A 22,522-nucleotide genomic window follows, 5' to 3' on the forward strand; every position below is an offset into this window, starting at 1 on the left:
CTTTGTGCAAGGCGCCCAAGAAATTTCCCGCGCGGGAAGCGCTGTCAGCCCCTTCCCGCGCGCGGTGTCAATGCGCAAGGAATACCGCGCATGGCGTGTCTTCCAGCATGTCACGCGTTGCGCCGCCAAGAATTGCCTCGCGCAGCCGCGACCGGCCATAGGCCCCCATGACCAGCAGATCCGCGGCCTGATCCTTCAGGTGTCTGCGCAACACATCGCTGGTGCGGGGCAATGTCCGCGCCAGAACGGATACATCCGTCTGAATGCCGTGCCGTGCAAGCATCTGGGCCAGCAAACCGCCAGGATCGGATCGTTCCGCGCCATGAGAGGGCGGGTCGATAATGACGGTATTGACCAGATCGGCCTGTTTCATCAGTGGAAGGGCGGCGCGGGTTGCATGCAGCGCCTCATTGCTTTGGTTCCATGCAAGAACCAGCTTGTTGAATTCCGGCAAGGCGCCACCTGTTTGGGGCAACACCAGAACCGGCGTATCCCCTTCGAACAAGGCCGCTTCGATGATAACCTCGTCTTGCGGGCCGCGTCCTGCACCATATGGTAATGGCAAGACCACAAGGTCGGAAAACCGCGCCTTCAAACCGACATAGGACGTGATTCCACCCAGTGACAGAACTGCGCTATCCGTACTCCAGCGTATATCGGCACCGCGTAGGCATTCTTTTGCCGTGTCCTGTAGCGTTTCGGCAGTCGCTTTTGCCGCGTTCAGGCTGTCTTGATAGATGATTGCAGGCGCACCGGCATAGAACCCCATGCTTTGTGTCGTGTCTACGCCCATGCAGCAGACTTCCAGATGGGCGTCAAAACGTCTTGCCAGGGCGCTGGCAGATTGCAGCAGCGGCTTCAGGCCTGTTTCGGTTGCAACAAATGTGACCAGAGTTTTATAGGACATCGTGCACTCCTTTCATTGAATGTGCCGTGGTGAAAGGATCATTTGCTTCACCGGCGACACGCTTGATTTCACAATCCCGGCGCTGTTGGGCACCACCTGTTTGCACCATGATATTACAGTCTTTTACATGCAACCCGCCCAACATGCCCCGACCTGTGCTATCGTGCATTGATCTGACGCAAACTTAACGGTCACAAAAATTGACATGAATCAAAGTCGGTATACGCAGACCGTGACAAAACGCATCATGCAAAACTGTCTGTGCTGGATGTATGAACGTGGCAGGACGATAAAAAGGGACGCAGAACATGTGGGATTACTTGAAGCTTGCTGTATTGGGGGTCGTCGTGGTTGTCGCCGCGATCGCTGCCAGCATGGCACGCGATTTGCCTTATTTGGTCCACATGCTGGTGATCATGCTTGCGGCAGCGATCACCTTCGTGTGGCAGATTCGCCGTGTCGGGGAACCGGCCGTTGTCGCGAATCCGAATGAATATATGGATGGCCCTGTTCGCTTCGGCGTGGTGGCGACGGCATTTTGGGGCGTTGTCGGGTTTTTGGTGGGCGTTGTCATCGCATTTCAGTTGGCATGGCCCGAATTGAATTTTGAATGGGCACAGGGCTATTTGAACTTCGGCCGTCTGCGTCCGCTGCATACCTCGGCGGTGATTTTCGCGTTTGGGGGCAACGCCCTGATTGCAACAGCATTCTACGTTGTGCAGCGCACATCAGCGTCCCGCCTTTGGGGCGGTGGTCTGGCATGGTTCGTGTTCTGGGGCTATCAGATTTTCATTGTCATGGCCGCAACAGGCTATGTGCTGGGCTCGACCCAGGGCAATGAATATGCAGAACCTGAATGGTTGACCGACCTGTGGCTGACCATCGTGTGGGTGGCGTTCCTTGCTGTCTATATGGGCACGGTCATCAACCGGCGCGAACCGCATATCTATGTGGCCAACTGGTTCTACATTGCCTTCATTGTGACAGTTGCGATGCTGCATCTTGTCAACAACGCCGCAATCCCCGTTTCGGCATTCGGGTCGAAATCGGTTCCTGTCTGGTCGGGCGTGCAATCTGCCATGATCCAGTGGTGGTATGGCCATAACGCGGTCGGCTTCTTCCTGACGGCCGGCTTCTTGGGCATGATGTATTACTTCATCCCCAAACAGGCAGAACGTCCGGTCTACAGCTACAAACTGTCGATCATGCATTTCTGGGCGCTGATCTTCCTGTATATCTGGGCCGGTCCGCACCACCTGCATTACACGGCGTTGCCTGACTGGGCACAGACATTGGGCATGACATTCTCGATCATGCTGTGGATGCCGTCATGGGGGGGCATGATCAACGGTCTTATGACGCTTTCGGGCGCATGGGACAAGTTGCGCACAGACCCCATTATCCGCATGATGGTTGTCGCCGTGGGCTTCTATGGTATGGCCACGTTTGAGGGGCCGATGATGTCGATCAAGGCCGTCAACAGCCTGTCGCATTACACCGACTGGACCATTGGGCATGTGCATTCCGGCGCGTTGGGCTGGAACGGCATGATCACCTTCGGCGCGCTATACTATCTGGTGCCCAAACTGTGGCAGCGCGAGGGGCTGTATAGCCTGCGGCTGGTCAGCTGGCACTTCTGGTTGGCGACAATCGGCATCGTTCTGTATGCGGCGTCGATGTGGGTGACCGGCATCATGGAAGGTCTGATGTGGCGTGAAGTTGATGCGCAAGGCTTCCTTGTCAACTCCTTCGCGGACACGGTTGCGGCCAAGTTCCCGATGTATGTGGTGCGGGGTCTGGGCGGAACGCTGTTCCTGCTGGGCGCGATCATCATGTGCTATAACCTGTGGAAAACTGTGACAAGCACGGCGGAAAGACAACCCGCCCGCGCTGCCGCAGTTCCCGCTGAATAACGGAGGGCGTGATGGGACTTCTTGATCATCACAAGAAAATCGAAACACATGCCACGCTTTTGCTGGTGCTGTCGTTTCTGGTCGTCACCATAGGTGGCATCGTTCAGATCGTGCCGTTGTTCTATCTTGATAACACCATCGAGAAGGTCGAAGGCATGCGCCCCTATGCGCCGCTGGAAATCGCGGGCCGCGAGATATATCTGCGTGAAGGGTGCTATACCTGCCACAGCCAGATGATCCGCCCCATGCGCGACGAGGTGGAACGCTACGGCCACTACAGCCTTGCTGCGGAATCGATGTATGATCACCCGTTTCAGTGGGGGTCCAAGCGGACGGGGCCGGATCTGGCCCGTCTGGGCGGGCGCTACAGCGATGACTGGCATGTCCAGCACATGATCAACCCGCGCGACGTTGTGCCGGAATCGATCATGCCATCCTACGGGTTCATGATGAACCGCACGCTGGACCGCTCGGATGCGGAACATGTGCGCGATATCATGGCGGTCTACCGTGTGCTGGGGCACCCCTACACCGATGAGATGATGGAAAATGCGGTCGATGACTTCTTCGCGCAAGCGCAGGAATTCGGTGACCCGGGTGTGGTGGACCGCTATCCGGGTGCGCAGCAGCGCAGCTTCGACGGGCAGGATCAGGTCACCGAAATGGATGCCATCATTGCCTATATGCAGATGCTGGGAACGCTGGTCGATTTCGACACATTCGTTCCTGTGGCCAATCGCTAAGGGGGAAGGGGAATGGAAACATACACTTTTCTGCGCGCGTTTGCCGATAGCTGGCATTTGCTGTTCATGTTCTGCTTCTTCATCGGGGTGTTCGTGTTCATCCTGCGCCCCGGCTCACGAAAGGTTCACGACGAATCCGCGAACATGATTTTCCGTAATGATGACAAACCGGCAGGGGACGAAAGCGCCCCCCGCACGGGGCGTCACGCCGAACCAAAAGAGGCCCGCTGATGGCTGACAATTCCGACAACAAGGTCACACCTGCCTCTCGGCAGTATCCTGATCCGGCCAAGAAGCTGAAAGATGATGTTGCCACAACCGGCCACAGCTGGGACGGAATCGAGGAATATGACAACCCTATGCCGCGCTGGTGGGTCTGGATTTTCATCATCACCATCATCTGGTCTGTGGGATACTGGATCGCCTATCCGGCATGGCCGGGGATCAAGTCGTCAACGGCGGGTTTGCTGGGCTATTCGTCGCGCGCCAATGTCGCGGCAGAGATCAGCGATTTTGAAGCCCGCAACGAACAGTTTTTTGTCCAGTTGGTAGATACGGATCTGGAAGACCTGCGCGACAATGACGAATTGCACCGTTTTGCGGTGAATGCCGGTGCTTCGGTATTTCGTGCGCAATGCTCGCAATGTCACGGCAGTGGCGGCGCGGGTGTGCAGGCCGCCGGCTATCCGAACCTGCTGGATGATGACTGGCTATGGGGTGGCACCTATGAGGATATTCTGACGACTGTGACATGGGGTATCCGAAACGAGGATTATCCTGATGCGCGCTGGTCGGAAATGCCTGCCTTCGGCCGTGACGGCCTTCTGGATGATACCGAGATTGACCAGATCGTACATCATGTTCTGTCATTGTCAGGGTCGGATCATGACGCACAGATCGCCGCAGCGGGCGCAGAATTGTACGAATTCAACTGTGCATCCTGCCATGGCGACGGTGGCGAAGGGGATTACTTCCTTGGTGCGCCTGCGCTGAACAATCAGGTGTGGTTGTATGGCGGGTCGTTCGATGCCATCCGCGAAACGATCTACTACTCGCGTTTCGGTGTGATGCCCGGTTTCGAGACACGCCTGCGCGAAGCTGAAATCCGCGCTGTTGCGGCCTATGTCCACCAGTTGGGTGGCGGGCAGTAGGACTGCCGTATCAAGTGGTTTGTCAGGCCCTCGCAATGCGGGGGCCTGATCATTTTAGCAGTATCACAGGGCGTTGCGACATCCTGTCGCCTGTTGTTCAATGCCCAGAAGTATTTGATCTGCATCAAGGTTGTTCGCGCGAATTGGGGGCAATGCTCGGCCACGCCTTGCGATGCAGGGCCGCGTCGGCCTTCGTTCCTGTTCGCGCGTGTTACTGAGGGCCGACGCTACATCATTCCCCTTCGATTATTTGTGGCGCCAATGCAAATCGCGAAAAGATGCATCAGGAAAGCGTTTTTTTGATTCAAGTCAAGGAGTGGTCCGGCGGCGCCTGTCATAACCGGATCAACCCATTAGCCGGAGTACCTGGATGAGTTCCCCAGACCAGACACCGCCGCCATTATACGCCAAACGCGAACCGATTTTCCCGCGTCGCGTCAGTGGGAATTTCCGCACGATGAAATGGTGGCTTTTGGCCGTGATGCTGGGAATCTACTATCTGGTGCCGTGGATACGCTGGGACCGTGGCGCGGAAATGCCCAATCAGGCAGTTTTGCTGGACCTTGCCAACCGGCGCTTCTTTTTCTTCATGATCGAGATATGGCCCCATGAATTCTATTTCGTGGCGGGGTTGTTGATCATGGCGGGGATCGGGTTGTTCCTGTTCACTTCGGCGCTGGGGCGTGTCTGGTGCGGCTATGCCTGCCCGCAGACGGTCTGGACCGACCTGTTCATACTGGTGGAACGCTGGGTCGAGGGCGACCGCAACGCGCGGTTGCGCCTGCACCGCAAGGGCTGGGATTTTGAAAAGGTCCGCAAATACGGGCTGAAATGGACATTGTGGTTCGCAATCGGCATGGCGACCGGCGGGGCATGGGTGTTCTATTTTGCGGACGCGCCCACCTTGTTCGTTGATCTGTTTACCGGACAGGCCAGCACAATCGCTTATTTGACCGTTCTGATTCTGACGATGACGACGTTTCTGTTTGGCGGTTTTTTCCGTGAACAGATTTGTATTTACGCCTGTCCGTGGCCGCGGATTCAGGCCGCGATGATGGACGAAGACACCATCACAATCGGCTATCGTGACTGGCGCGGAGAGCCGCGCGGCAAACTGAAGAAAGGCGCGCTTGATCCGAACCAGGGGGATTGCATCGATTGTATGGCCTGCGTCAACGTTTGCCCGATGGGCATTGATATTCGCGACGGTCAGCAGATGGAATGCATCACCTGCGGGTTGTGCATTGACGCCTGCGACGAGGTGATGGACCGGATCGGCAAGCCGCGCGGACTGGTGGCCTATATGGCGCTGTCCGACGAGATTGCCGAGCGCGAGGGCAAGGATGCCAAATCCGTCTGGAAACATGTATTCCGCCCGCGCACGGTTCTGTATACGGCAATCTGGGCTGCCATCGGGATTGGGCTGGTCGTCGCATTGTTCATTCGCGCCGATCTGGACATGAGCGTGTCGCCCATTCGCAACCCCACGCATATCGTCTTGTCAGACGGCACGGTGCGCAATGTTTATGACATACGCCTGCGCAACATGTATCATGAACCAAGGGAATTTGTTCTGTCGGTCACCGAAAACCCCGATCTGACCCTCTCGATCGAGGGCGAGGACGGCCCCGCAGTGACCGTAGGGCCCGATGAAATGGCCTTGCTGCGCGTCTATCTGACGGCGGGCCCGAACACAGACTCGGCTATGGCGGAACGCCGGCCAGCGCGGATATGGGCAACATTGTCGGGCACATCCGAACGTGTCCATTCCGACACCACATTTAACGGGAGAAACCAATGACACAAACTGCGCGCAACGGGTTCCGGATGACGGGAAGAAAGGTATTGATCATCGCGGTGTCGGCATTCGGGGTTATTCTTGCTGCCAATCTGACGCTGGCATTCAACGCCGTCAGCACTTTTCCGGGGCTGGAGGTGGAGAATTCTTATGTCGCCAGCCAGAATTTTAACGAAGAACTGGCGGCGCAGCTGTCATTGGGCTGGGACGTGAAGGCAAGCGTGGAAGACGGGAACCTGAAACTGGCCATTACGGATGCGCAGGGCGCGCCGGTGCAGGTGGCCCATCTGGACGCTGTGGTCGGCGCGGCCACGCATGTGCGGGCCGACAAGACGCCAGACTTCCGCTTTGTTGACGGGGCATATCGCGCGCCGGTCGATATCGGGCAGGGGAACTGGAATATCCGGATGCATGCAGTCGCCGCAGACGGGACCGAATTTCGCCAGCGTGTGGTTCTACACGTCCGCTAGTGCATGTTGCTCAAAAGTGGGAACCGGTTTTGGGCTTCTCGAACATGCGAAAACAATAAGTTAGAGTATGCAAAGTGAATGCGAATGAACGCGACATGCTCTAGGGTGGCTTGATGAGCACTGCAACCTTTCGTCCTTCTGCCTGCCCTGCCTGTGATGCGGCCCCCGCTGCCGAGGCGCTGGCAGGTAATGCCGCCCTGCCCAATGCGCGGCTGCTGCTGTCAGTGCCCGAAGTGCATTGTGCAGCCTGCATTTCCACGATTGAACGTGATCTGGCGCGCATGGACGGGGTGAATTCCGCCCGCCTGAACCTGACGCTGAAGCGGTTAAGCGTGGATGCCGCCGCCGCTGTGGGGGTGCAGGACGTGATCGCGCGGCTGGACAAGCTGGGCTATGACGCGCATGAACTGGACGCGGGCACGCTGTCGATGACCGAAACCGACAAGCAGGGGCGCGAATTGCTGATGCGCCTTGGCGTGGCCGGTTTTGCCATGATGAACATCATGCTTTTGTCGGTGGCCGTGTGGTCGGGGGCCGAAGGGCCGACCCGCGACATGTTCCACCTGATTTCCGCGCTGATTGCGATTCCCACAGTGGCGTTTTCCGGCCAGCCCTTTTTCCGCGCCGCACTCAAGGGGTTACGCGCGGGGCGTATGGATATGGATGCGCCCATTTCCTTTGCCATCATCCTGACGCTGATCATATCCATTTATGAAACGCTGCAATCGGGCGAACACGCCTATTTTGAAGCGGTGGTCATGCTGATCTTCTTTCTGCTGGCGGGGCGGTATCTGGATTTTCGCGCGCGTGCCGTGGCGCGGTCCGCCGCGCAGGAACTGGCCGCACTGGAGGTGCCGCGCGCCATTCGTTTGGTGGATGGCACCGAAAGCACGGTGTCGGTGGCGGATCTGGCCGTGGGCGATATGGTGCTGGTGCGTCCGGGCGGGCGCGTGCCGGTGGACGGCGTGGTCACTTCCGGCAAGTCGGAAATCGACCGTTCGCTTCTGACGGGGGAAACCCTGCCTGTCTATGCCGCCGAGGGCTGCGCGGTAAGCGCGGGCGAAGTGAACCTGACAGGCCCGCTGCATGTGCGCGTGAGTGCGGCAGGCAAGGACAGTTCGCTGCACCGCATGGCCGATCTGGTTGCAAATGCGGAATCGGCCCGCACCAGATATACAACATTGGCGGAACGCGCCGCGCGTGCCTATGCGCCGACAATTCCCCTGCTGTCCATCGGGGCGTTCATTGTCTGGATGTATATTTCAGGCGGGGATTTGCGGCTGGCCGTGAATATTGCTGCGGCCACCTTGATCATCACTTGCCCCTGTGCGCTGGGTCTGGCTGTGCCTGCCGTGGTGACGGCGGCCAGTGGCAAACTGTTTCGCAAGGGGTTGCTGATCAAGGACGGGACCGCACTGGAACGTCTGGCCGAGGTTGACACTGTTGTCTTTGACAAGACCGGCACATTGACAATGGGCGCGCCTGTGCCCGCCAATCTGGATGCGCATGGTGCAACTGAAACCCGCGTGGCGCTTGCACTGGCAGATGCATCAAGCCACCCGCTGGCGCAGGCCCTTGCGCAGGCATTGCGCGCACGCGGGGTTGCCCTCGCCCGGCTGGACGATGTGCAAGAGGTGCCGGGCTATGGCATTGAAGGGAACTGGCAGGGCCAGCGCGTGCGGTTGGGCCGCGCGGCCTGGGTCGGCGCACCAGCAAGCGAGATGACGGCGGCCTATCTGTCTATTGGCACGCAAACGGGGGCCTTCACCTTTACCGACGCGTTGCGCCCCGGTGCAGAAGATGTCGTCAAGGGACTTCAGGCACAAGGCAAGGCAGTCTTGCTGGTTTCGGGGGATGTGGCGCATGTGGTGCGCGATATGGCGCAGCGGTTGGGCATTGACGACTGGCACGCCGAAGCGCTGCCGCAGGACAAGGCCGCGCGGATTGCTGCTTTGCACGATGCCGGTCACAAGGTGCTTATGGTGGGCGACGGGTTGAACGACACTGTGGCGTTAAGCGCCGCGCATGTGTCCATATCGCCCGCCACAGCACTGGATGCGGCGCGCGCGGCGTCCGACATGGTGCTTCTGGGGCGTGACATTGGACCGATTTCCGATGCGATGCGGATCGCAGGCCAGTCCACCCGACGTATCCGCGAGAATTTCGTGCAATCTGGCCTGTATAATATTATATTCGTTCCCATAGCCTTGCTGGGGTTCGCAACCCCGCTTTGGGCTGCGGCTGTGATGTCGATTTCATCCATCACGGTGACGCTGAATGCCTTGCGGCTGAAATGACAAAAGGACCATCTGGGCATGGAAGTTCTGACCATTCTTATACCCGTTTCCCTGTTTCTGGGGTTCGTGGGTCTGGCCGCGTTTTTGTGGACATTGCGCAAGGGCATGTATGACGACCCTGATGGCGACAGCCAGCGCATATTGAATGCGCAATATGACGATGCCCCCAAACCCGTGAAGCGCGGCGACAGTTAGAGCATGTTGCTCAAAAGTGGGAACCGGTTTTGAGCTTCTCGAACATGCAAAACCAATAAGTTAGAGCATGTCGCGTGAATACGAATGAACGCGACAGGCGCTAGTTCCAACTACGACTGTCCCCAACAGGCAGCAACCAACCCGCAAGCAAGGGTCAGGTGTTTTTCCAGCGCCGGTGCGACCACATCCATTGGTCCATATGGGACTTGACCAGCTTTTCCAGCGACTGGTTCAGCTGTGCTGTCATCGTGCGTGCGTCCGTGTGGGGAACAGGGTCTTCAATGCGCACCCGAAAGGTAATCCCGTCGGGATTGCGAATGCCATAGACGGGCACCAGCAGCGCGTTATATTTCAGCGCAAGTTCTGCCGCAGACAGGGCCGTGCGCGCGGGCTTGCCGATGAAGTCCACAATCTCGCCGTGGTCCATATAGTGATCGACCACCATGCCCACCATGCCGCCACGGCGCAGGAAGCGCAGCATATGCGCCAGCCCTTCGCGCCCGCGCGCAAAAACCGGCGTGCCAATGCGGGAAATGGCCGCGACATAGCGCGTGTTGAAGGCGGGGTTCGTCATGGGCATATAAAACCCCGCGACATTGAACCCCTGCGCCAGCAAGAAGCCGCGTGCAGCGTCATAATTACCCAGATGGGCAGTGACCAGCATGACAGGGCGACCTTGTTCATGCGCATCCTGCAGGGCGGGCAGGCCGGTGCCTTCGACAGTGCTGCTGCGGGCGCGTTCAAGGAACTCGTCGCCTGTGAAGATCTCGGCAATGGTGCGGGCCATATTGTCGGGCACTTTGCGGCACAGGCGCGTCACCTCTGACGGGGGCATGTCCGGCATCACATGTGTCAGATTGTCGCGAATGCGCGCGCGCATGCCTGCCAGCGGACCAATCAACACCCCCCCCAGCCAGCCTATGGCAGGGATGCGCCACGCATAGGGCAACGGGCGCAACATGGCCAGCAGCACCGCCGCGAAGCGATCCTGTGCCCAATGTCGCCAACTGGGTCGCTGTGACGAGACTTTGTCAGCGGCTGAAATTTCCGACTGTTGCACCATATCCGCTGATTGCACCCGACAGGCAGTCAAAGTCAAGAATACAGCGGCGGCAAAATCAATTGCCGCGCGCCAAGGTGTCAGTAGCTGTATGCGCCGTAGATCCGGGACAAATCGCCTTGCCAGTCACTGTGATAGTGGTGCAGCAATTCATCCGCAGGGGTCTGGCCTGTCTCGACGCTTTCTTTCAGCGCGTTCAGGAAATGGGTTTCATCGGGCAACATGCCCCCTGCGCCGGGTTGCGCGCGGGCCTTCAGTCCGGCTTCGGCGATCCCGACAACCTCGCGCGCCAGATCGTGCAGTTTCAGGCCCTGTGCCTGACCGGCCAGCCCGTCCACAGATGCCGCGATGCGCAATTCGTCGCGCAACTCCGGTGTCCAGTTTTTGGCGATGTCCCATGCCGCGTCCAGCGCCCCCTGATCATAGGTCAGCCCGACCCAGAATGCGGGCAGCGCGCACAGCCTGCGCCATGGCCCCCCGTCCGCGCCGCGCATTTCGATGAATTTCTTGATGCGCGCTTCGGGGAAGATGGTTGTCAGGTGGTCGGCCCAGTCCGACAGGGTAGGGATTTCGCCGGGCAGGGCGGGCAGTTTCCCTTGCATGAAATCGCGGAAGGACTGGCCCAATGCGTTGATGTATTTGCCGTCGCGATAGACGAAATACATCGGCACATCCAGCGCGTAATCGACCCATGCCTCAAACCCGAAACCGTCATCGAACACGAAGGGCAACATGCCTGTGCGTGCGGGGTCCAGATCGCGCCAGACGCGGGCGCGCCAGCTTTTATGTCCGTTGGGTTTCCCGTCAAAGAAGGGGGAATTGGCAAACAGCGCGGTTGCCACAGGTTGCAGGGCAAGTGCGACACGCAGCTTTTGCACCATGTCCTGCTCGGACCCGAAATCTAGGTTCACCTGCACCGTGCAGGTGCGATACATCATCGATTTGCCCATGGTGCCGACGCGGTCCATGTAATCGGTCATCAGCGCATAGCGCCCTTTGGGCATGACCGGCATTTGTTCATGGCTCCAGATCGGGGCAGCGCCAAGCCCGATGAAGCCCACGCCGATTTCATCCGCCACGCTGCGCACTTCGCGCAGGTGCTGGTTCACCTCGTCACAGGTCTGGTGGATGGTTTCCAGCGGTGCGCCCGACAGTTCCAGCTGTCCGCCCGGTTCCAGCGACACATTCGCGCCGTCCTTTTCCAGCCCGATGATATTGCCCCCCTCCAGCACAGGGGACCAGCCGAAGCGGTCGCGCAACCCTTCCAGCACAGCCCGGATGGACCTTGGTCCGTCATAGGGCAGGGGGTTCAATGTATCGTGGCAATAGCCGAATTTCTCGTGCTCTGTGCCGATGCGCCAGTCTTGTTTTGGCTTGCAGCCTGATGCCAGATATTCGGCAAGTTGCGCCTTGTTCTCGATCGGCCCGCCGCCGGTTTGGGGAATGGACATCTGCGCTCCGATCCTGTGTGTGTCATATCGCTATGCTTGATAGTCCGGACTTGGCGTTTGCGCCAGTCCAAGTCAAGACGAACTGCCGTGCAAAAATGCACAGCCAAGGGGGGCGTCGCGCCACATGGGCGGTTTTCGGTATCCGCATCAATGAAGGCGGCGGGCGATACTGCGCCGTGACGGGTGCAGCCATAGCGGGCGGGCGGGCACTTGCGCGGGGCTGTCCAGCGCATCAAGAATGGACTGCATATGCACATCCGGCAGATTTGCGAAAATGTCGAACAATGCATCAGCGCCTTCGGCACCGACAGGAATGTCCAGTCGTGTTCCATCCTGCCCGATCAGGTGCCAGCTTGTGCCACTGTCAGTCAGGTGCAATTCAACCAGATCGCGTGCGCTTATGAAGCCGCCGGTTTCGGGGCCGAAATAGGATATCTGCGCCTCCAGCACCTGCACAATGCCCGGGCCGTCCGTTGTGCGGTGAAACCGCATGCGCCGCCAGCCGATTACGGCCAGCGTCAGGCCAGTGCCCGCAATCAATGCAGCAATCAGCTGAAAAAAACTGTCGCGCGCCAGCAAGGCGGCCCACACACCCAGTGCGGCAATGACAAGGCCGGTCAGCACTTCGGACCAGCGCGCCAGTTCCGTGCGCAATTCGGGCCGGATCATTCCCAATCCCCTTGTGCCGCCTGCCACAGGGTCAGGGCCGCCACTGCGGCCGTGTCCGCGCGCAGAATGCGCGGGCCAAGCGAAACCGGTGTGACGCCGGCCATGCTGCGCAACCGGTCCCGTTCGCTGGCCGAGAACCCGCCTTCGGGGCCGATGACGATTGCGGCGGGTGCGGGCGGTAATGCGGGCGCAGGGGTGTCGCGCAGGGTCTCATCCGCGAATATCAGCGCGCGAGAGGTGTCCCACCCGTCCAGCAGGCGCGACAGGGGCTGCAAATCCGCCACTTGGGGCACATAGGTGCCGCCGCATTGTTCCGCGGCCTCCACAGCATGGGCCTGCAAGCGGTCCTGCCTGATGCGTTCGGAATTGGTGAAATCGGTCTGGACGGGCAGAATGCGTGCAGCGCCCAGTTCGGTTGCCTTTTCAACGATGAAATCCGTGCGCGCCTTCTTGATGGGGGCAAACAGCAGCCAAAGGTCCGGCGGCATGCGCTGTGGTGCGGATTGCGTCAGGCAGCGCAATGTTCCGCCCCGCTTGCCGCTTGTCACAATTTCGGCCTGCCATTCGCCGTTCTGACCGTCAAAAACCGCCACACGCTGCCCGACCGACAGGCGCAATACGTTGAAAAGGTAATGTGCATGATCCCGCGACAGGTCAATCACTTGCCCCTGACCCAATGCATGCTCTAGATAGAGCCTGTGTTTCGCCTGTTCACTATGCGCTGCCATGGGATTGATAGTATGACCGACGACGATCAAAGACCAGAGGGGCCGGGCAAGAATGGTGCAGTGGCAGATGCGCCGGAAGAAAACTGGGTAGACACGCTTGCGCCAGAGCAGTCACGTCCGTTCCTGCGCCTGTCACGCGCCGACCGTCCCATCGGAACATGGCTTTTGTTGTTGCCGTGCTGGTGGGGGGTGTTTCTGGGCGCTGCCGCCTATCCCGAAACAGCGGGCTGGCTTACGGCATGGCTGGTTCTAGCTTGCGGGCTGGGCGCGTTGCTGATGCGGGGCGCGGGCTGCACATGGAATGACATCACCGACCGCGACATTGACGACAAGGTGGCGCGCACCCGTTCACGTCCCATACCGTCGGGGCAGGTGACTGTGCAGCAGGCTGGCATCTGGATGGCGGTTCAGGCGGGTATTGCCGCGCTGATCCTGCTGACCTTCAACTGGGCGGCCATCGGGCTGGGTGTGTTGTCGCTGGGTCTGGTTGCCATCTATCCTTTTGCCAAGCGTTTCACATGGTGGCCGCAGATATTCCTGGGTCTGGCGTTCAACTGGGGCGCACTTCTGGCATGGACGGCACAGACCGGTTCCTTGGGGTTGCCTGCGGTGTTTCTGTATCTTGCGGGCATTTGCTGGACACTTTTTTATGATACGATCTACGCCCATCAGGACCGCGAGGATGACGAACTTATCGGCGTGAAATCCACCGCGCGGCTGTTCGGAAACCAGACCGACCAGTGGCTGCGCGGGTTCCTTGTGGCCACGGTTGTGCTGCTGTCGCTTGCGGTCATTTACGCCTTGGCACCATTGGCAAATCCGTTGAAAATGTCGCTTGGTCTGGCGGGGGCGTGGGCCATGGGGTGGCACATGAACTGGCAGTTGGGCAAGCTGGATATTGATGATGGCGATGTCTGTCTGAAACTGTTCAGATCCAACCGCGATGCAGGGCTTTTCGTTGCGCTGTTTTTCGCCATAACACTTTTCGCGTGATTGCGCCTGTCTGCGCAACTGGCTAGGTGACGGATATGCGAATCCAGATCTCCCAGATACCGGCAGTGCTGCGAACCAGAACTGCCTTGGTGTGGCAGCGCCACAAGGCCAATGTGCTGACTGCGGCTGCCTTCGTTGTTGCGGCCCTTCTGGCTGTTGCAGGTGCCACGCTGAGTGTGCGCGCAACCGAACATCTTCTTGCGAGTGAAGCACAAGACGCGCTGGGCGAGGCGCAGATCGACTGGCCAGAGATTCAGGTGGACGGTCTTCTTGTCACCATGAATGGGCAGGCCGGGTCCGAGGCAGAGCGCTTTCGCGCGCTGGGCGTTGTCAGCAATGTGGTCGGCGCGGAACGTGTGATTGACCGGCTGACCGTGGCCCCTTCGGTGGCCATCGCCTCGCCCCGCTTCTCGGTCGAGATGATGCGCAACGGGCTTGATGTGTCGCTGATCGGCCTGGTTCCGGAAACCTATGATGTGGATGGTATTGTCCGGCGGATCGAAGGAATCGGGCCAGAGGTGTCGGTCGTCAATATGGTCGAGACCGCCGCCCATGCCGTGCCCTTCGGCTGGGAGCGGTCGGTGGATTATGCCCTGAAGGCCGTGTCGCTTGTGCCGGTCAGCAAGATTTCCGTGTCGGCCGATCAGGTCGAGGTGTTTGGTCTGGCCGAATCCGAGCGCCAGCGCGACGATTTCCGTCAACGCCTGCAACGCGAGCGCCCGCGCGGGTTGATTGCCAGCATAGAAATATCCGCGCCCCGTCCCGCGATCACGCCCTTCACATTGCGTTTTGTTATAGATGAGGATGGCGCGCGCTTTGATGCCTGTTCAGCAGATTCACAAGAAGCGCGTGCGGCCATTTTGCAAGCCGCGCGTCAGGCGGGTGCAAGCGGGGTGCTGGAATGCACGATTGGCCTTGGCAGCCCCTCGCCACGGTGGCAGGTGGCAACTGTCGCGGCGGTTCGTGCGCTTGCCGATGCGGGTGCGGGCACTGTGACCTTCTCGGATACTGATATATCGTTTGTGGTGCCGAATGCCGTCGAGGTTGCAGAATTCGACCGTATTGTCGGAACGCTGGAAAACGCCATTCCGGATGTCTTTTCCTTGCAGGCGGTCAGGTTGCCGCCCGAGGAAGGGGATACCGACGCGCCGGAAAATGCCGTGGAATTCCAGATCACCCGCGCGCCCGAAGGCGCGGTTGTGATGCGGGGGCGCCTGACGGATGATCGTTTGCGCAGTGCGCTTTTGTCCATGGCGCGGTCGGAATTCGGGCTGTCTGCCGTGGATATGCAGGCCAATATCACGCCCGACACCCCCGAAGGGTGGTCGGTGCGCACCCTGCTGGCGGTCGATGTGCTTAGCTATCTTGAACATGGTACTGTGCGGGTGCGTCCGTCCCAGATCGATATTCGGGGCGTGACAGGGGATGCGGGCGCGTCTGATCGTATCTCGCAAATTCTGACCGACCGGCTGGGGGCGGGGGCGCGCTTTAATCTGAATATCAACTATGATGAACGCTTTGATCCTGTTGCCATGCAGCCGACCCCCGCCCGCTGCGAGGCATGGATCAAGGAAATCCTGACCGAGGAGCAGCTGACATTCGATCCGGGTTCGGCAACTTTGGTTGCTGATGCCGTCAGGGTCATGGACCAGATCGCCGAAGTATTGCGCGATTGTGGCCGCCTTGAAATGGAAATTGCGGGTCATACCGACAGTCAGGGGCGGCTGGAAACCAATATGCGCCTAAGCCAGCAACGCGCCGAAGCAGTCATGGCGGCGCTGTTGGCACGCGGAATTCCGATTTCAGGGTTTGAGGCCCGCGGCTATGGCCCCGAATTTCCGATCGCGGATAACAGCACAGCGGCTGGCCGCGAAGCAAACCGCCGGATAGAGTTCAGCCTGATTGGCGAGTCTGCCGCTGCCGCCCGCGAGGAACTGGGCGAGGAGGCGGAGCCTGAAATACAGCTTGATGAGGATGATCTGGAAATTGAAGTCACGATAGGGGCCGAAGATGCGCCCCGTCCGCCACCCCGCCCGCAAAGCCCCTGATATGCGGATGTTAGTTAATGCTGTTTCTGCGGCCCGCCTGAACAGAGGTAGAAATGAACCGGTTTGAATTTATCGTCGTTACGGCCCTGATCCTGTTTGTCGCCTTCTCGTTGGGGTGGTTCACAAACTGGCTGGTGCACAGGTTCACCCGCGTTCGCCAGCAGGATCTGGGCGAATTGGACCGCATGGCACAGGCGCTTCATGAAGCCGAGGAAATTCGCGATCAGGCCATCGAGTATGTCGAGACACGCGAACGTGATCTGACAGCGCGACTGACCCAGACCGAGGCAGAATTGAGGGCCGCAATGGACGGATTGCGCGAAGCACGCAGCGAAGCAGAGTATTATCGCGCCCAACTGGAGCAGTCACAGGGCTGATCAGCTTGCAGTTGCAGACAACCTGGCTGCGGTTTGGCAAAAGAACTGACATTTTCGCTTGGCATTCGCGGGCATAGCGTCTAAGGAACGCCCCGCTGGGGTATCAGGTGCATACTTGAATGCCCTGGCGATTCGTCCGAGACGGTGGGTGATGGTAACATCGTAATTCCTGCCTGAGGCGGGACAGGAACATTTTCGGTTTCCGGGGTATTTCCTCGGGCGGAATTGGGAAAGGCCCGTTCGGACCTTATGCCAGACGACAAGTCTGGCGAAACGAGCCGGGGGGAAACCCCTAATAATTGGAGAGACCCTGTGGATAGAGCCCAAAAAGAGAAAGTGGTCGAGGAACTCGGCCAGATCTTCGAAAGCTCTGGCGTGGTTGTGGTAGCACATTACGCTGGCCTCACGGTTGCTGAGATGCAGGTCCTGCGCGCACGCATGCGTGATGCGGGTGGGGCTGTTCGCGTCGCCAAGAACAAGCTCGCCAAGATCGCCCTGGAAGGAAAGCCCTGCGCAAGCATTTCTGACCTTCTGACAGGCATGACCGTTCTCGCCTATTCCGAAGACCCTGTTGCAGCTGCAAAAGTGGTCCAGGAGTTCACCAAGGAAAACCAGAAGCTGGTTGTTCTTGGTGGTGCAATGGGTGAATCGGCCCTTGACCCGGCCGGTGTCAAGGCAGTGGCTGCAATGCCGTCGCGCGAAGAGCTTATCGCTCAGGTCGTGTCGTGCATCGGTGCCCCTGCTTCGAACATCGCGGGTGCAATTGGCGCTCCTGCTTCGAATATTGCCGGTATCCTTTCAACGCTCGAAGAGCGCGAGGCGGCATAAGCAACCTTTGGCCAGTGTGGCGTGAAGCACACCCATGTTGGACCCTTGAACCTGAACAGAATGGAACTGAACAATGGCTGATCTTAAAGCACTTGCAGAGCAAATCGTGAACCTCACGCTGCTCGAAGCTCAGGAACTGAAAACAATCCTGAAAGACGAATATGGCATCGAACCCGCTGCTGGCGGCGCTGTCATGATGGCAGGCCCTGCTGGCGATGCTGGCCCCGCTGCCGAAGAAAAAACCGAATTCGACGTTGTACTGGTCGAAGCCGGTGCAAACAAAATCGCGGTCATCAAAGAAGTTCGCGGCATCACCGGTCTGGGCCTGAAAGAAGCCAAAGACCTGGTCGAAGCTGGTGGCAAGGCCGTGAAAGAAGGCGCTCCGAAAGAGGAAGCCGAAGAGATCAAGAAGAAGCTCGAAGAAGCTGGCGCAAAAGTCGAGCTGAAGTAATAGGGCGGGATGCGCAGCATCTTGACCTTCTGAAAATCAGACTGGGACCGGACGCATCCGGTCCCAGTTTATCACTGTTTCTGGACAGGGCTTTTGCCCGTGACTTGAAAGCCCTGTCCAGGGATAGTGCGGCTCGGGAGTGGACCTGTGGGAGGGTCCGCATGAATGGAGCCACACCCCCCGTTTCGCAAGCGGCGCGGCGCCTGATGCCCGACAGCGCGCCCGCCAGCGAAGACCATGAAAGGTGACGACGCGCATGGCTCAGTCCTATGTTGGCCAGAAACGTATCCGCAGGATGTTCGGCAAGATCCGTGAAGTTCTGGAAATGCCGAATCTGATCGAGATTCAGAAGAATTCCTATGATTTGTTCCTTCGCTCCGGCGATGCGGACCGCCCGCTTGACGGCGAAGGCATCATGGGCGTGTTCCAGTCGGTGTTCCCGATCAAGGATTTCAACGAAACAGCTACGCTGGAGTTCGTCAAGTACGAGCTGGAAAAGCCGAAATACGACACGGATGAATGCATCCAGCGCGACATGACCTATGCAGCGCCTTTGAAGGTGACGCTGCGGCTGATCGTGTTTGATATCGACGAAGATACCGGCGCGAAATCCGTGAAGGACATTAAGGAACAAGACGTGTTCATGGGCGATATGCCGCTTATGACCGGAAACGGGACGTTCATTGTCAACGGGACCGAACGTGTTGTTGTCAGCCAGATGCACCGCAGCCCCGGTGTGTTTTTTGACCATGACCAGGGGAAAACACACAGCTCGGGCAAGCTGTTGTTTACCTGCCGGATCATTCCCTATCGCGGGTCGTGGCTGGATTTTGAATTCGACGCCAAAGACATGGTTTATGCGCGGATCGACCGTCGCCGCAAGCTGCCTGTGACCACGCTTCTGTATGCGTTGGGCATGGACCAGAACCAGATCATGGATGCGTATTATGATCGCGTCAGCTTCAGCCTGCAAAAGAACAAGGGCTGGGTCACCAAATTCTTCCCCGAACGTGTGCGCGGCACCCGCCCGACCATCGATCTGGTGGACGCGGCAACCGGCGAGGTGATCTGCAAGGCGGGCGACAAGATGACCCCGCGCATGGTCAAGAAACTGATCGACGATGGCAGCGTCACGGACCTGCTGGTCCCGTTTGAGCATATCGTTGGCCGCTATGTCGCCCAGGACCTGATCAACGAGGAAACCGGCGAAATCTATGCCGAGGCCGGTGACGAACTGACCTGGGAACTGGACAAGGACGGCGAAGTCAAGGGCGGCACCCTGAAAGTGCTGCTGGACAATGGCATCACCAATATCGATGTTCTGGACATCGACGGTGTGAATGTTGGCCCGTACATCCGCAACACCATGGCTGCAGACAAGAACTGGAGCCGCGACAACGCGCTGATGGACATTTACCGTGTTATGCGCCCTGGTGAACCGCCGACCGTTGATACAGCGTCAGCGCTGTTTGACCAGTTGTTCTTCGACGCAGAACGCTATGACCTGTCTGCCGTGGGCCGTGTGAAAATGAACATGCGCCTTCAGTTGGATGCACCCGACACATTGCGCACCTTGCGCCCTGAAGATGTGGTGGCCTGTATTCGCGGTCTGGTTGAGTTGCGTGATGGCAAGGGCGAGATTGACGATATTGACCACCTTGGCAACCGCCGTGTGCGGTCCGTGGGCGAGTTGATGGAAAACCAGTATCGCGTCGGCCTGCTGCGTATGGAGCGCGCGATCCGCGAACGCATGTCCTCGGTCGAGATTGACACGGTCATGCCGCAGGATCTGATCAACGCGAAACCGGCAGCCGCCGCTGTGCGCGAATTCTTCGGGTCCAGCCAGTTGTCGCAGTTCATGGACCAGACGAACCCGCTGTCCGAAGTGACACATAAACGCCGCCTGTCCGCGCTTGGGCCAGGTGGTCTGACACGCGAACGTGCAGGTTTTGAGGTGCGCGACGTGCACCCGACCCATTACGGCCGCATGTGCCCGATTGAAACGCCAGAAGGTCAGAACATTGGTCTGATCAACTCTCTGGCGACCTTTGCCCGTGTCAACAAGTATGGGTTCATTGAAACGCCATACCGCAAGGTTGTGGACGGGCAGGTTACGGATGACGTGGTCTATCTGTCAGCCACAGAAGAACAGCGTCATACTGTGGCGCAGGCGAACGCGACGCTTGATGAAAATGGCGCCTTCGTCAACGAACTGGTGTCCACGCGCAAAGCCGGCGAATTCATGCTGAACCCGCGTGAAGCGGTCGACCTGATCGACGTGTCGCCCAAGCAGCTTGTCTCGGTTGCGGCATCGTTGATTCCGTTCCTTGAAAATGACGACGCCAACCGTGCCTTGATGGGGTCGAACATGATGCGGCAGGCTGTGCCCTTGCTACAATCGGACGCGCCTCTTGTCGGCACGGGCATGGAAGGCACTGTTGCACGCGATTCCGGTGCAGCCATTCTGACACGCCGCGCCGGTGTGATTGATCAGGTGGATGCGCAGCGTATCGTTGTGCGCGCGACCGAAATGCTAGAAGCGGGCGAACCGGGCGTCGATATCTACCGCCTGCGGAAGTTCAAGCGCTCCAACGCGTCATCGTGCATAAACCAGCGTCCCTTGGTGAAAGTGGGCGATCATGTGACGCGCGGCGAAGTTATCGCCGATGGCCCCTGCACCGACATGGGTGAACTGGCCGTTGGTCGGAATATCGTCGTCGCGTTCATGCCGTGGAATGGCTATAACTTCGAGGACTCGATCCTGATTTCGGAACGTATTCTGAAAGATGACGTGTTCACCTCGATTCATATCGATGAATACGAAGTTGCGGCCCGTGACACGAAACTGGGACCGGAAGAGATTACCCGCGACATTCCCAACGTGGGTGAAGAAGCACTGCGCAATCTGGATGAGGCGGGCATCGTTTATGTCGGTGCCGAAGTTCAGGCAGGTGATATTCTGGTGGGCAAGGTTACGCCCAAGGGCGAAAGCCCGATGACACCGGAAGAAAAGCTGTTGCGTGCGATCTTTGGTGAAAAAGCGTCCGATGTGCGCGATACATCGCTGCGTTTGCCGCCGGGGGCATATGGCACCATCGTAGAGGTGCGCGTGTTCAACCGCCATGGTGTGGAAAAGGACGAGCGTGCGCTTCAGATCGAGCGTGAGGAAATCGAACGCCTGTCGCGCGACCGTGACGACGAGCTGGAGATTCTGGAGCGCAACATCTATGGCCGTCTGCGCCAGTTGATTATCGGCAAGGTGGCGGTCAAAGGCCCCAAAGGCGTCAAGTCCAATTCCGAGATTACCGAGGAATTGCTTGAAAGCCTGAGCCGTGGCCAGTGGTGGCAGCTTGCCCTGTCCAATGAGGCAGATGCGCAGGAAGTCGAGGCGCTGAATGCCCTTTATGACCAGCAGAAGCGCCAGCTTCAGGCACGTTTCGACGACAAGGTCGAAAAGGTGCGTCGTGGTGACGACCTGCCGCCGGGCGTGATGAAAATGGTCAAGGTGTTCGTGGCCGTGAAGCGCAAGCTTCAGGCCGGCGACAAAATGGCCGGTCGTCACGGCAACAAGGGTGTCATCTCGAAAGTGGTGCCGGTCGAGGATATGCCTTTCCTTGCAGACGGGACCACGGTTGACATGGTGCTGAACCCGCTGGGTGTGCCATCGCGTATGAATGTCGGTCAGATTCTGGAAACACATATGGGATGGGCGTTGCGCGGTCTTGGTGTCCAGATTGACGAAGCGTTGCAGGAATACCGCCGGTCGGGCGACATGGCACCTGTGCGTGACGCAATGCGCATCGGCTATGGCGACGATTTCTATGCCGAAGTGTTTGATGGCATGGATGAAGATGCCTTGGTCGAATCCGCAACCACCGTCACCAAAGGGGTGCCGATCGGTACGCCGGTATTTGACGGGGCCAAGGAACCTGACGTGGATGATGCGCTGCGGCGTGCCGGTTTTGACACATCCGGCCAGTCGGTCGTCTTTGACGGTCGCACTGGCGAACAGTTTGCCCGTTCGGTGACTGTGGGTGTCAAATACATGCTGAAACTGCACCACCTTGTCGATGACAAGCTGCACGCACGTTCAACCGGGCCATACAGCCTTGTCACGCAGCAGCCGCTGGGTGGTAAAGCGCAGTTCGGTGGTCAGCGTCTGGGCGAGATGGAGGTCTGGGCGCTGGAAGCATATGGCGCGGCCTACACGCTTCAGGAAATGCTGACAGTCAAATCGGACGATGTGGCAGGCCGGACCAAGGTCTATGAATCGATCGTCAAGGGCGAGGACAATTATGAAGCGGGCGTGCCGGAATCGTTTAACGTTCTGGTGAAAGAAGTCCGTGGCCTCGGCCTGAATATGGAACTCCTGGATTCGGAGGAGGAGGGGTAAGCCCGCGCGAGAGCTTGCGCCCTGTCCCAAACGGGCAGGGCGCGTGATTT

General features: G+C 58.7%; 19 protein-coding genes. 14 read left to right on the forward strand and 5 right to left on the reverse strand.

The features are described from left to right. Positions 1-67 precede the first annotated feature (67 nt). A complete protein-coding gene (locus ACTIE1_RS06275) occupies positions 68-907 on the reverse strand; it encodes a universal stress protein (RefSeq protein WP_439561295.1) in 840 nt (279 codons plus the stop codon). A 308-nt stretch (positions 908-1,215) separates the two neighbouring features. Between ACTIE1_RS06275 and ccoN the strand changes: the two genes are divergently transcribed. The 8 genes from ccoN to ccoS all read left to right on the forward strand — a co-directional run bounded on the left by ccoN (position 1,216) and on the right by ccoS (position 9,474). Next, on the forward strand, positions 1,216-2,820 hold the full coding sequence (gene ccoN, locus ACTIE1_RS06280; RefSeq protein WP_439561294.1) for a cytochrome-c oxidase, cbb3-type subunit I: 1,605 nt from the start codon (positions 1,216-1,218) through the stop codon (positions 2,818-2,820). 11 nt (positions 2,821-2,831) lie between these two features. Continuing rightward, a complete protein-coding gene (gene ccoO, locus ACTIE1_RS06285) occupies positions 2,832-3,563 on the forward strand; it encodes a cytochrome-c oxidase, cbb3-type subunit II (protein WP_439561293.1) in 732 nt (243 codons plus the stop codon). 12 nt (positions 3,564-3,575) lie between these two features. Next, the gene (locus ACTIE1_RS06290; protein ID WP_439561292.1) at positions 3,576-3,794 is read left to right on the forward strand and encodes a cbb3-type cytochrome c oxidase subunit 3; all 219 of its coding nucleotides are present in this window, start codon (positions 3,576-3,578) and stop codon (positions 3,792-3,794) included. After that, positions 3,794-4,714, forward strand: a complete 921-nt coding sequence (gene ccoP / locus ACTIE1_RS06295) for a cytochrome-c oxidase, cbb3-type subunit III (protein WP_439561291.1) — start codon at positions 3,794-3,796, stop codon at positions 4,712-4,714. Before ACTIE1_RS06290 ends, ccoP begins: the two co-directional genes overlap by 1 nt. A 370-nt stretch (positions 4,715-5,084) precedes the next feature. Beyond that, positions 5,085-6,515, forward strand: a complete 1,431-nt coding sequence (ccoG, locus tag ACTIE1_RS06300; protein ID WP_439561290.1) for a cytochrome c oxidase accessory protein CcoG — start codon at positions 5,085-5,087, stop codon at positions 6,513-6,515. After that, positions 6,512-6,982, forward strand: a complete 471-nt coding sequence (locus ACTIE1_RS06305; protein WP_439561289.1) for a FixH family protein — start codon at positions 6,512-6,514, stop codon at positions 6,980-6,982. Before ccoG ends, ACTIE1_RS06305 begins: the two co-directional genes overlap by 4 nt. A 113-nt stretch (positions 6,983-7,095) precedes the next feature. Further along, a complete protein-coding gene (locus ACTIE1_RS06310; RefSeq protein WP_439561288.1) occupies positions 7,096-9,279 on the forward strand; it encodes a heavy metal translocating P-type ATPase in 2,184 nt (727 codons plus the stop codon). Between the two features lie 18 nt (positions 9,280-9,297). Then, a complete protein-coding gene (gene ccoS, locus ACTIE1_RS06315) occupies positions 9,298-9,474 on the forward strand; it encodes a cbb3-type cytochrome oxidase assembly protein CcoS (RefSeq protein WP_277805787.1) in 177 nt (58 codons plus the stop codon). A gap of 154 nt (positions 9,475-9,628) precedes the next feature. Here ccoS and ACTIE1_RS06320 read toward each other — a convergent pair whose 3' ends face one another. From ACTIE1_RS06320 to ACTIE1_RS06335, 4 genes are all read right to left on the reverse strand, one after another. Next, a complete protein-coding gene (locus tag ACTIE1_RS06320) occupies positions 9,629-10,537 on the reverse strand; it encodes a lysophospholipid acyltransferase family protein (protein ID WP_439561287.1) in 909 nt (302 codons plus the stop codon). A 77-nt stretch (positions 10,538-10,614) separates the two neighbouring features. After that, positions 10,615-11,985 (reverse strand): glutamate--cysteine ligase, encoded by a 1,371-nt coding sequence (locus ACTIE1_RS06325; RefSeq protein ID WP_439561286.1) that lies wholly within the window; start codon positions 11,983-11,985, stop codon positions 10,615-10,617. Positions 11,986-12,132: 147 nt separating this feature from the next. Continuing rightward, a complete protein-coding gene (locus tag ACTIE1_RS06330) occupies positions 12,133-12,654 on the reverse strand; it encodes a hypothetical protein (RefSeq protein WP_439561285.1) in 522 nt (173 codons plus the stop codon). Beyond that, entirely contained in the window at positions 12,651-13,382 is a 732-nt protein-coding gene (locus tag ACTIE1_RS06335; RefSeq protein WP_439561284.1) for a 16S rRNA (uracil(1498)-N(3))-methyltransferase, read from the reverse strand. The genes ACTIE1_RS06330 and ACTIE1_RS06335 overlap by 4 nt, the downstream gene beginning before the upstream one ends. Before the next feature lie 12 nt (positions 13,383-13,394). Between ACTIE1_RS06335 and ubiA the strand changes: the two genes are divergently transcribed. The 6 genes from ubiA (at position 13,395) to rpoB (ending at position 22,472) form a co-directional block, all read left to right on the forward strand. Then, entirely contained in the window at positions 13,395-14,375 is a 981-nt protein-coding gene (gene ubiA / locus ACTIE1_RS06340; RefSeq protein ID WP_439561283.1) for a 4-hydroxybenzoate octaprenyltransferase, read from the forward strand. 35 nt (positions 14,376-14,410) lie between these two features. After that, positions 14,411-16,423: an OmpA family protein gene (locus tag ACTIE1_RS06345; RefSeq protein WP_439561282.1), complete on the forward strand. Its 2,013-nt coding sequence runs from the start codon at positions 14,411-14,413 to the stop codon at positions 16,421-16,423. Between the two features lie 53 nt (positions 16,424-16,476). Continuing rightward, complete coding sequence (locus ACTIE1_RS06350; protein ID WP_439561281.1) at positions 16,477-16,800, forward strand: hypothetical protein; 324 nt, start codon at positions 16,477-16,479, stop codon at positions 16,798-16,800. Positions 16,801-17,112: 312 nt separating this feature from the next. Then, positions 17,113-17,628: a 50S ribosomal protein L10 gene (gene rplJ / locus ACTIE1_RS06355; RefSeq protein WP_439561280.1), complete on the forward strand. Its 516-nt coding sequence runs from the start codon at positions 17,113-17,115 to the stop codon at positions 17,626-17,628. A gap of 73 nt (positions 17,629-17,701) precedes the next feature. Then, positions 17,702-18,079, forward strand: coding sequence for a 50S ribosomal protein L7/L12 (rplL, locus tag ACTIE1_RS06360; RefSeq protein ID WP_071479236.1), 378 nt, complete (start codon positions 17,702-17,704; stop codon positions 18,077-18,079). A gap of 256 nt (positions 18,080-18,335) precedes the next feature. Continuing rightward, the gene (gene rpoB, locus ACTIE1_RS06365; protein ID WP_439561279.1) at positions 18,336-22,472 is read left to right on the forward strand and encodes a DNA-directed RNA polymerase subunit beta; all 4,137 of its coding nucleotides are present in this window, start codon (positions 18,336-18,338) and stop codon (positions 22,470-22,472) included. Positions 22,473-22,522 lie beyond the last annotated feature (50 nt).

Origin of the sequence: Roseinatronobacter sp. (assembly GCF_051859525.1) — a bacterium.
Lineage (GTDB): Bacteria > Pseudomonadota > Alphaproteobacteria > Rhodobacterales > Rhodobacteraceae > Roseinatronobacter.

Excerpts from the sequence above, each read along its gene's own strand:
- ACTIE1_RS06275 (WP_439561295.1), bottom strand. The coding sequence starts at position 907 with ATGTCCTATAAAACTCTGGTCACATTTGTTGCAACCGAAACAGGCCTG.
- ccoN (WP_439561294.1), top strand. The coding sequence starts at position 1,216 with ATGTGGGATTACTTGAAGCTTGCTGTATTGGGGGTCGTCGTGGTTGTC.
- ccoO (WP_439561293.1), top strand. The coding sequence starts at position 2,832 with ATGGGACTTCTTGATCATCACAAGAAAATCGAAACACATGCCACGCTT.
- ACTIE1_RS06290 (WP_439561292.1), top strand. The coding sequence starts at position 3,576 with ATGGAAACATACACTTTTCTGCGCGCGTTTGCCGATAGCTGGCATTTG.
- ccoP (WP_439561291.1), top strand. The coding sequence starts at position 3,794 with ATGGCTGACAATTCCGACAACAAGGTCACACCTGCCTCTCGGCAGTAT.
- ccoG (WP_439561290.1), top strand. The coding sequence starts at position 5,085 with ATGAGTTCCCCAGACCAGACACCGCCGCCATTATACGCCAAACGCGAA.
- ACTIE1_RS06305 (WP_439561289.1), top strand. The coding sequence starts at position 6,512 with ATGACACAAACTGCGCGCAACGGGTTCCGGATGACGGGAAGAAAGGTA.
- ACTIE1_RS06310 (WP_439561288.1), top strand. The coding sequence starts at position 7,096 with ATGAGCACTGCAACCTTTCGTCCTTCTGCCTGCCCTGCCTGTGATGCG.
- ccoS (WP_277805787.1), top strand. The coding sequence starts at position 9,298 with ATGGAAGTTCTGACCATTCTTATACCCGTTTCCCTGTTTCTGGGGTTC.
- ACTIE1_RS06320 (WP_439561287.1), bottom strand. The coding sequence starts at position 10,537 with ATGGTGCAACAGTCGGAAATTTCAGCCGCTGACAAAGTCTCGTCACAG.
- ACTIE1_RS06325 (WP_439561286.1), bottom strand. The coding sequence starts at position 11,985 with ATGTCCATTCCCCAAACCGGCGGCGGGCCGATCGAGAACAAGGCGCAA.
- ACTIE1_RS06330 (WP_439561285.1), bottom strand. The coding sequence starts at position 12,654 with ATGATCCGGCCCGAATTGCGCACGGAACTGGCGCGCTGGTCCGAAGTG.
- ACTIE1_RS06335 (WP_439561284.1), bottom strand. The coding sequence starts at position 13,382 with ATGGCAGCGCATAGTGAACAGGCGAAACACAGGCTCTATCTAGAGCAT.
- ubiA (WP_439561283.1), top strand. The coding sequence starts at position 13,395 with ATGACCGACGACGATCAAAGACCAGAGGGGCCGGGCAAGAATGGTGCA.
- ACTIE1_RS06345 (WP_439561282.1), top strand. The coding sequence starts at position 14,411 with ATGCGAATCCAGATCTCCCAGATACCGGCAGTGCTGCGAACCAGAACT.
- ACTIE1_RS06350 (WP_439561281.1), top strand. The coding sequence starts at position 16,477 with ATGAACCGGTTTGAATTTATCGTCGTTACGGCCCTGATCCTGTTTGTC.
- rplL (WP_071479236.1), top strand. The coding sequence starts at position 17,702 with ATGGCTGATCTTAAAGCACTTGCAGAGCAAATCGTGAACCTCACGCTG.
- rpoB (WP_439561279.1), top strand. The coding sequence starts at position 18,336 with ATGGCTCAGTCCTATGTTGGCCAGAAACGTATCCGCAGGATGTTCGGC.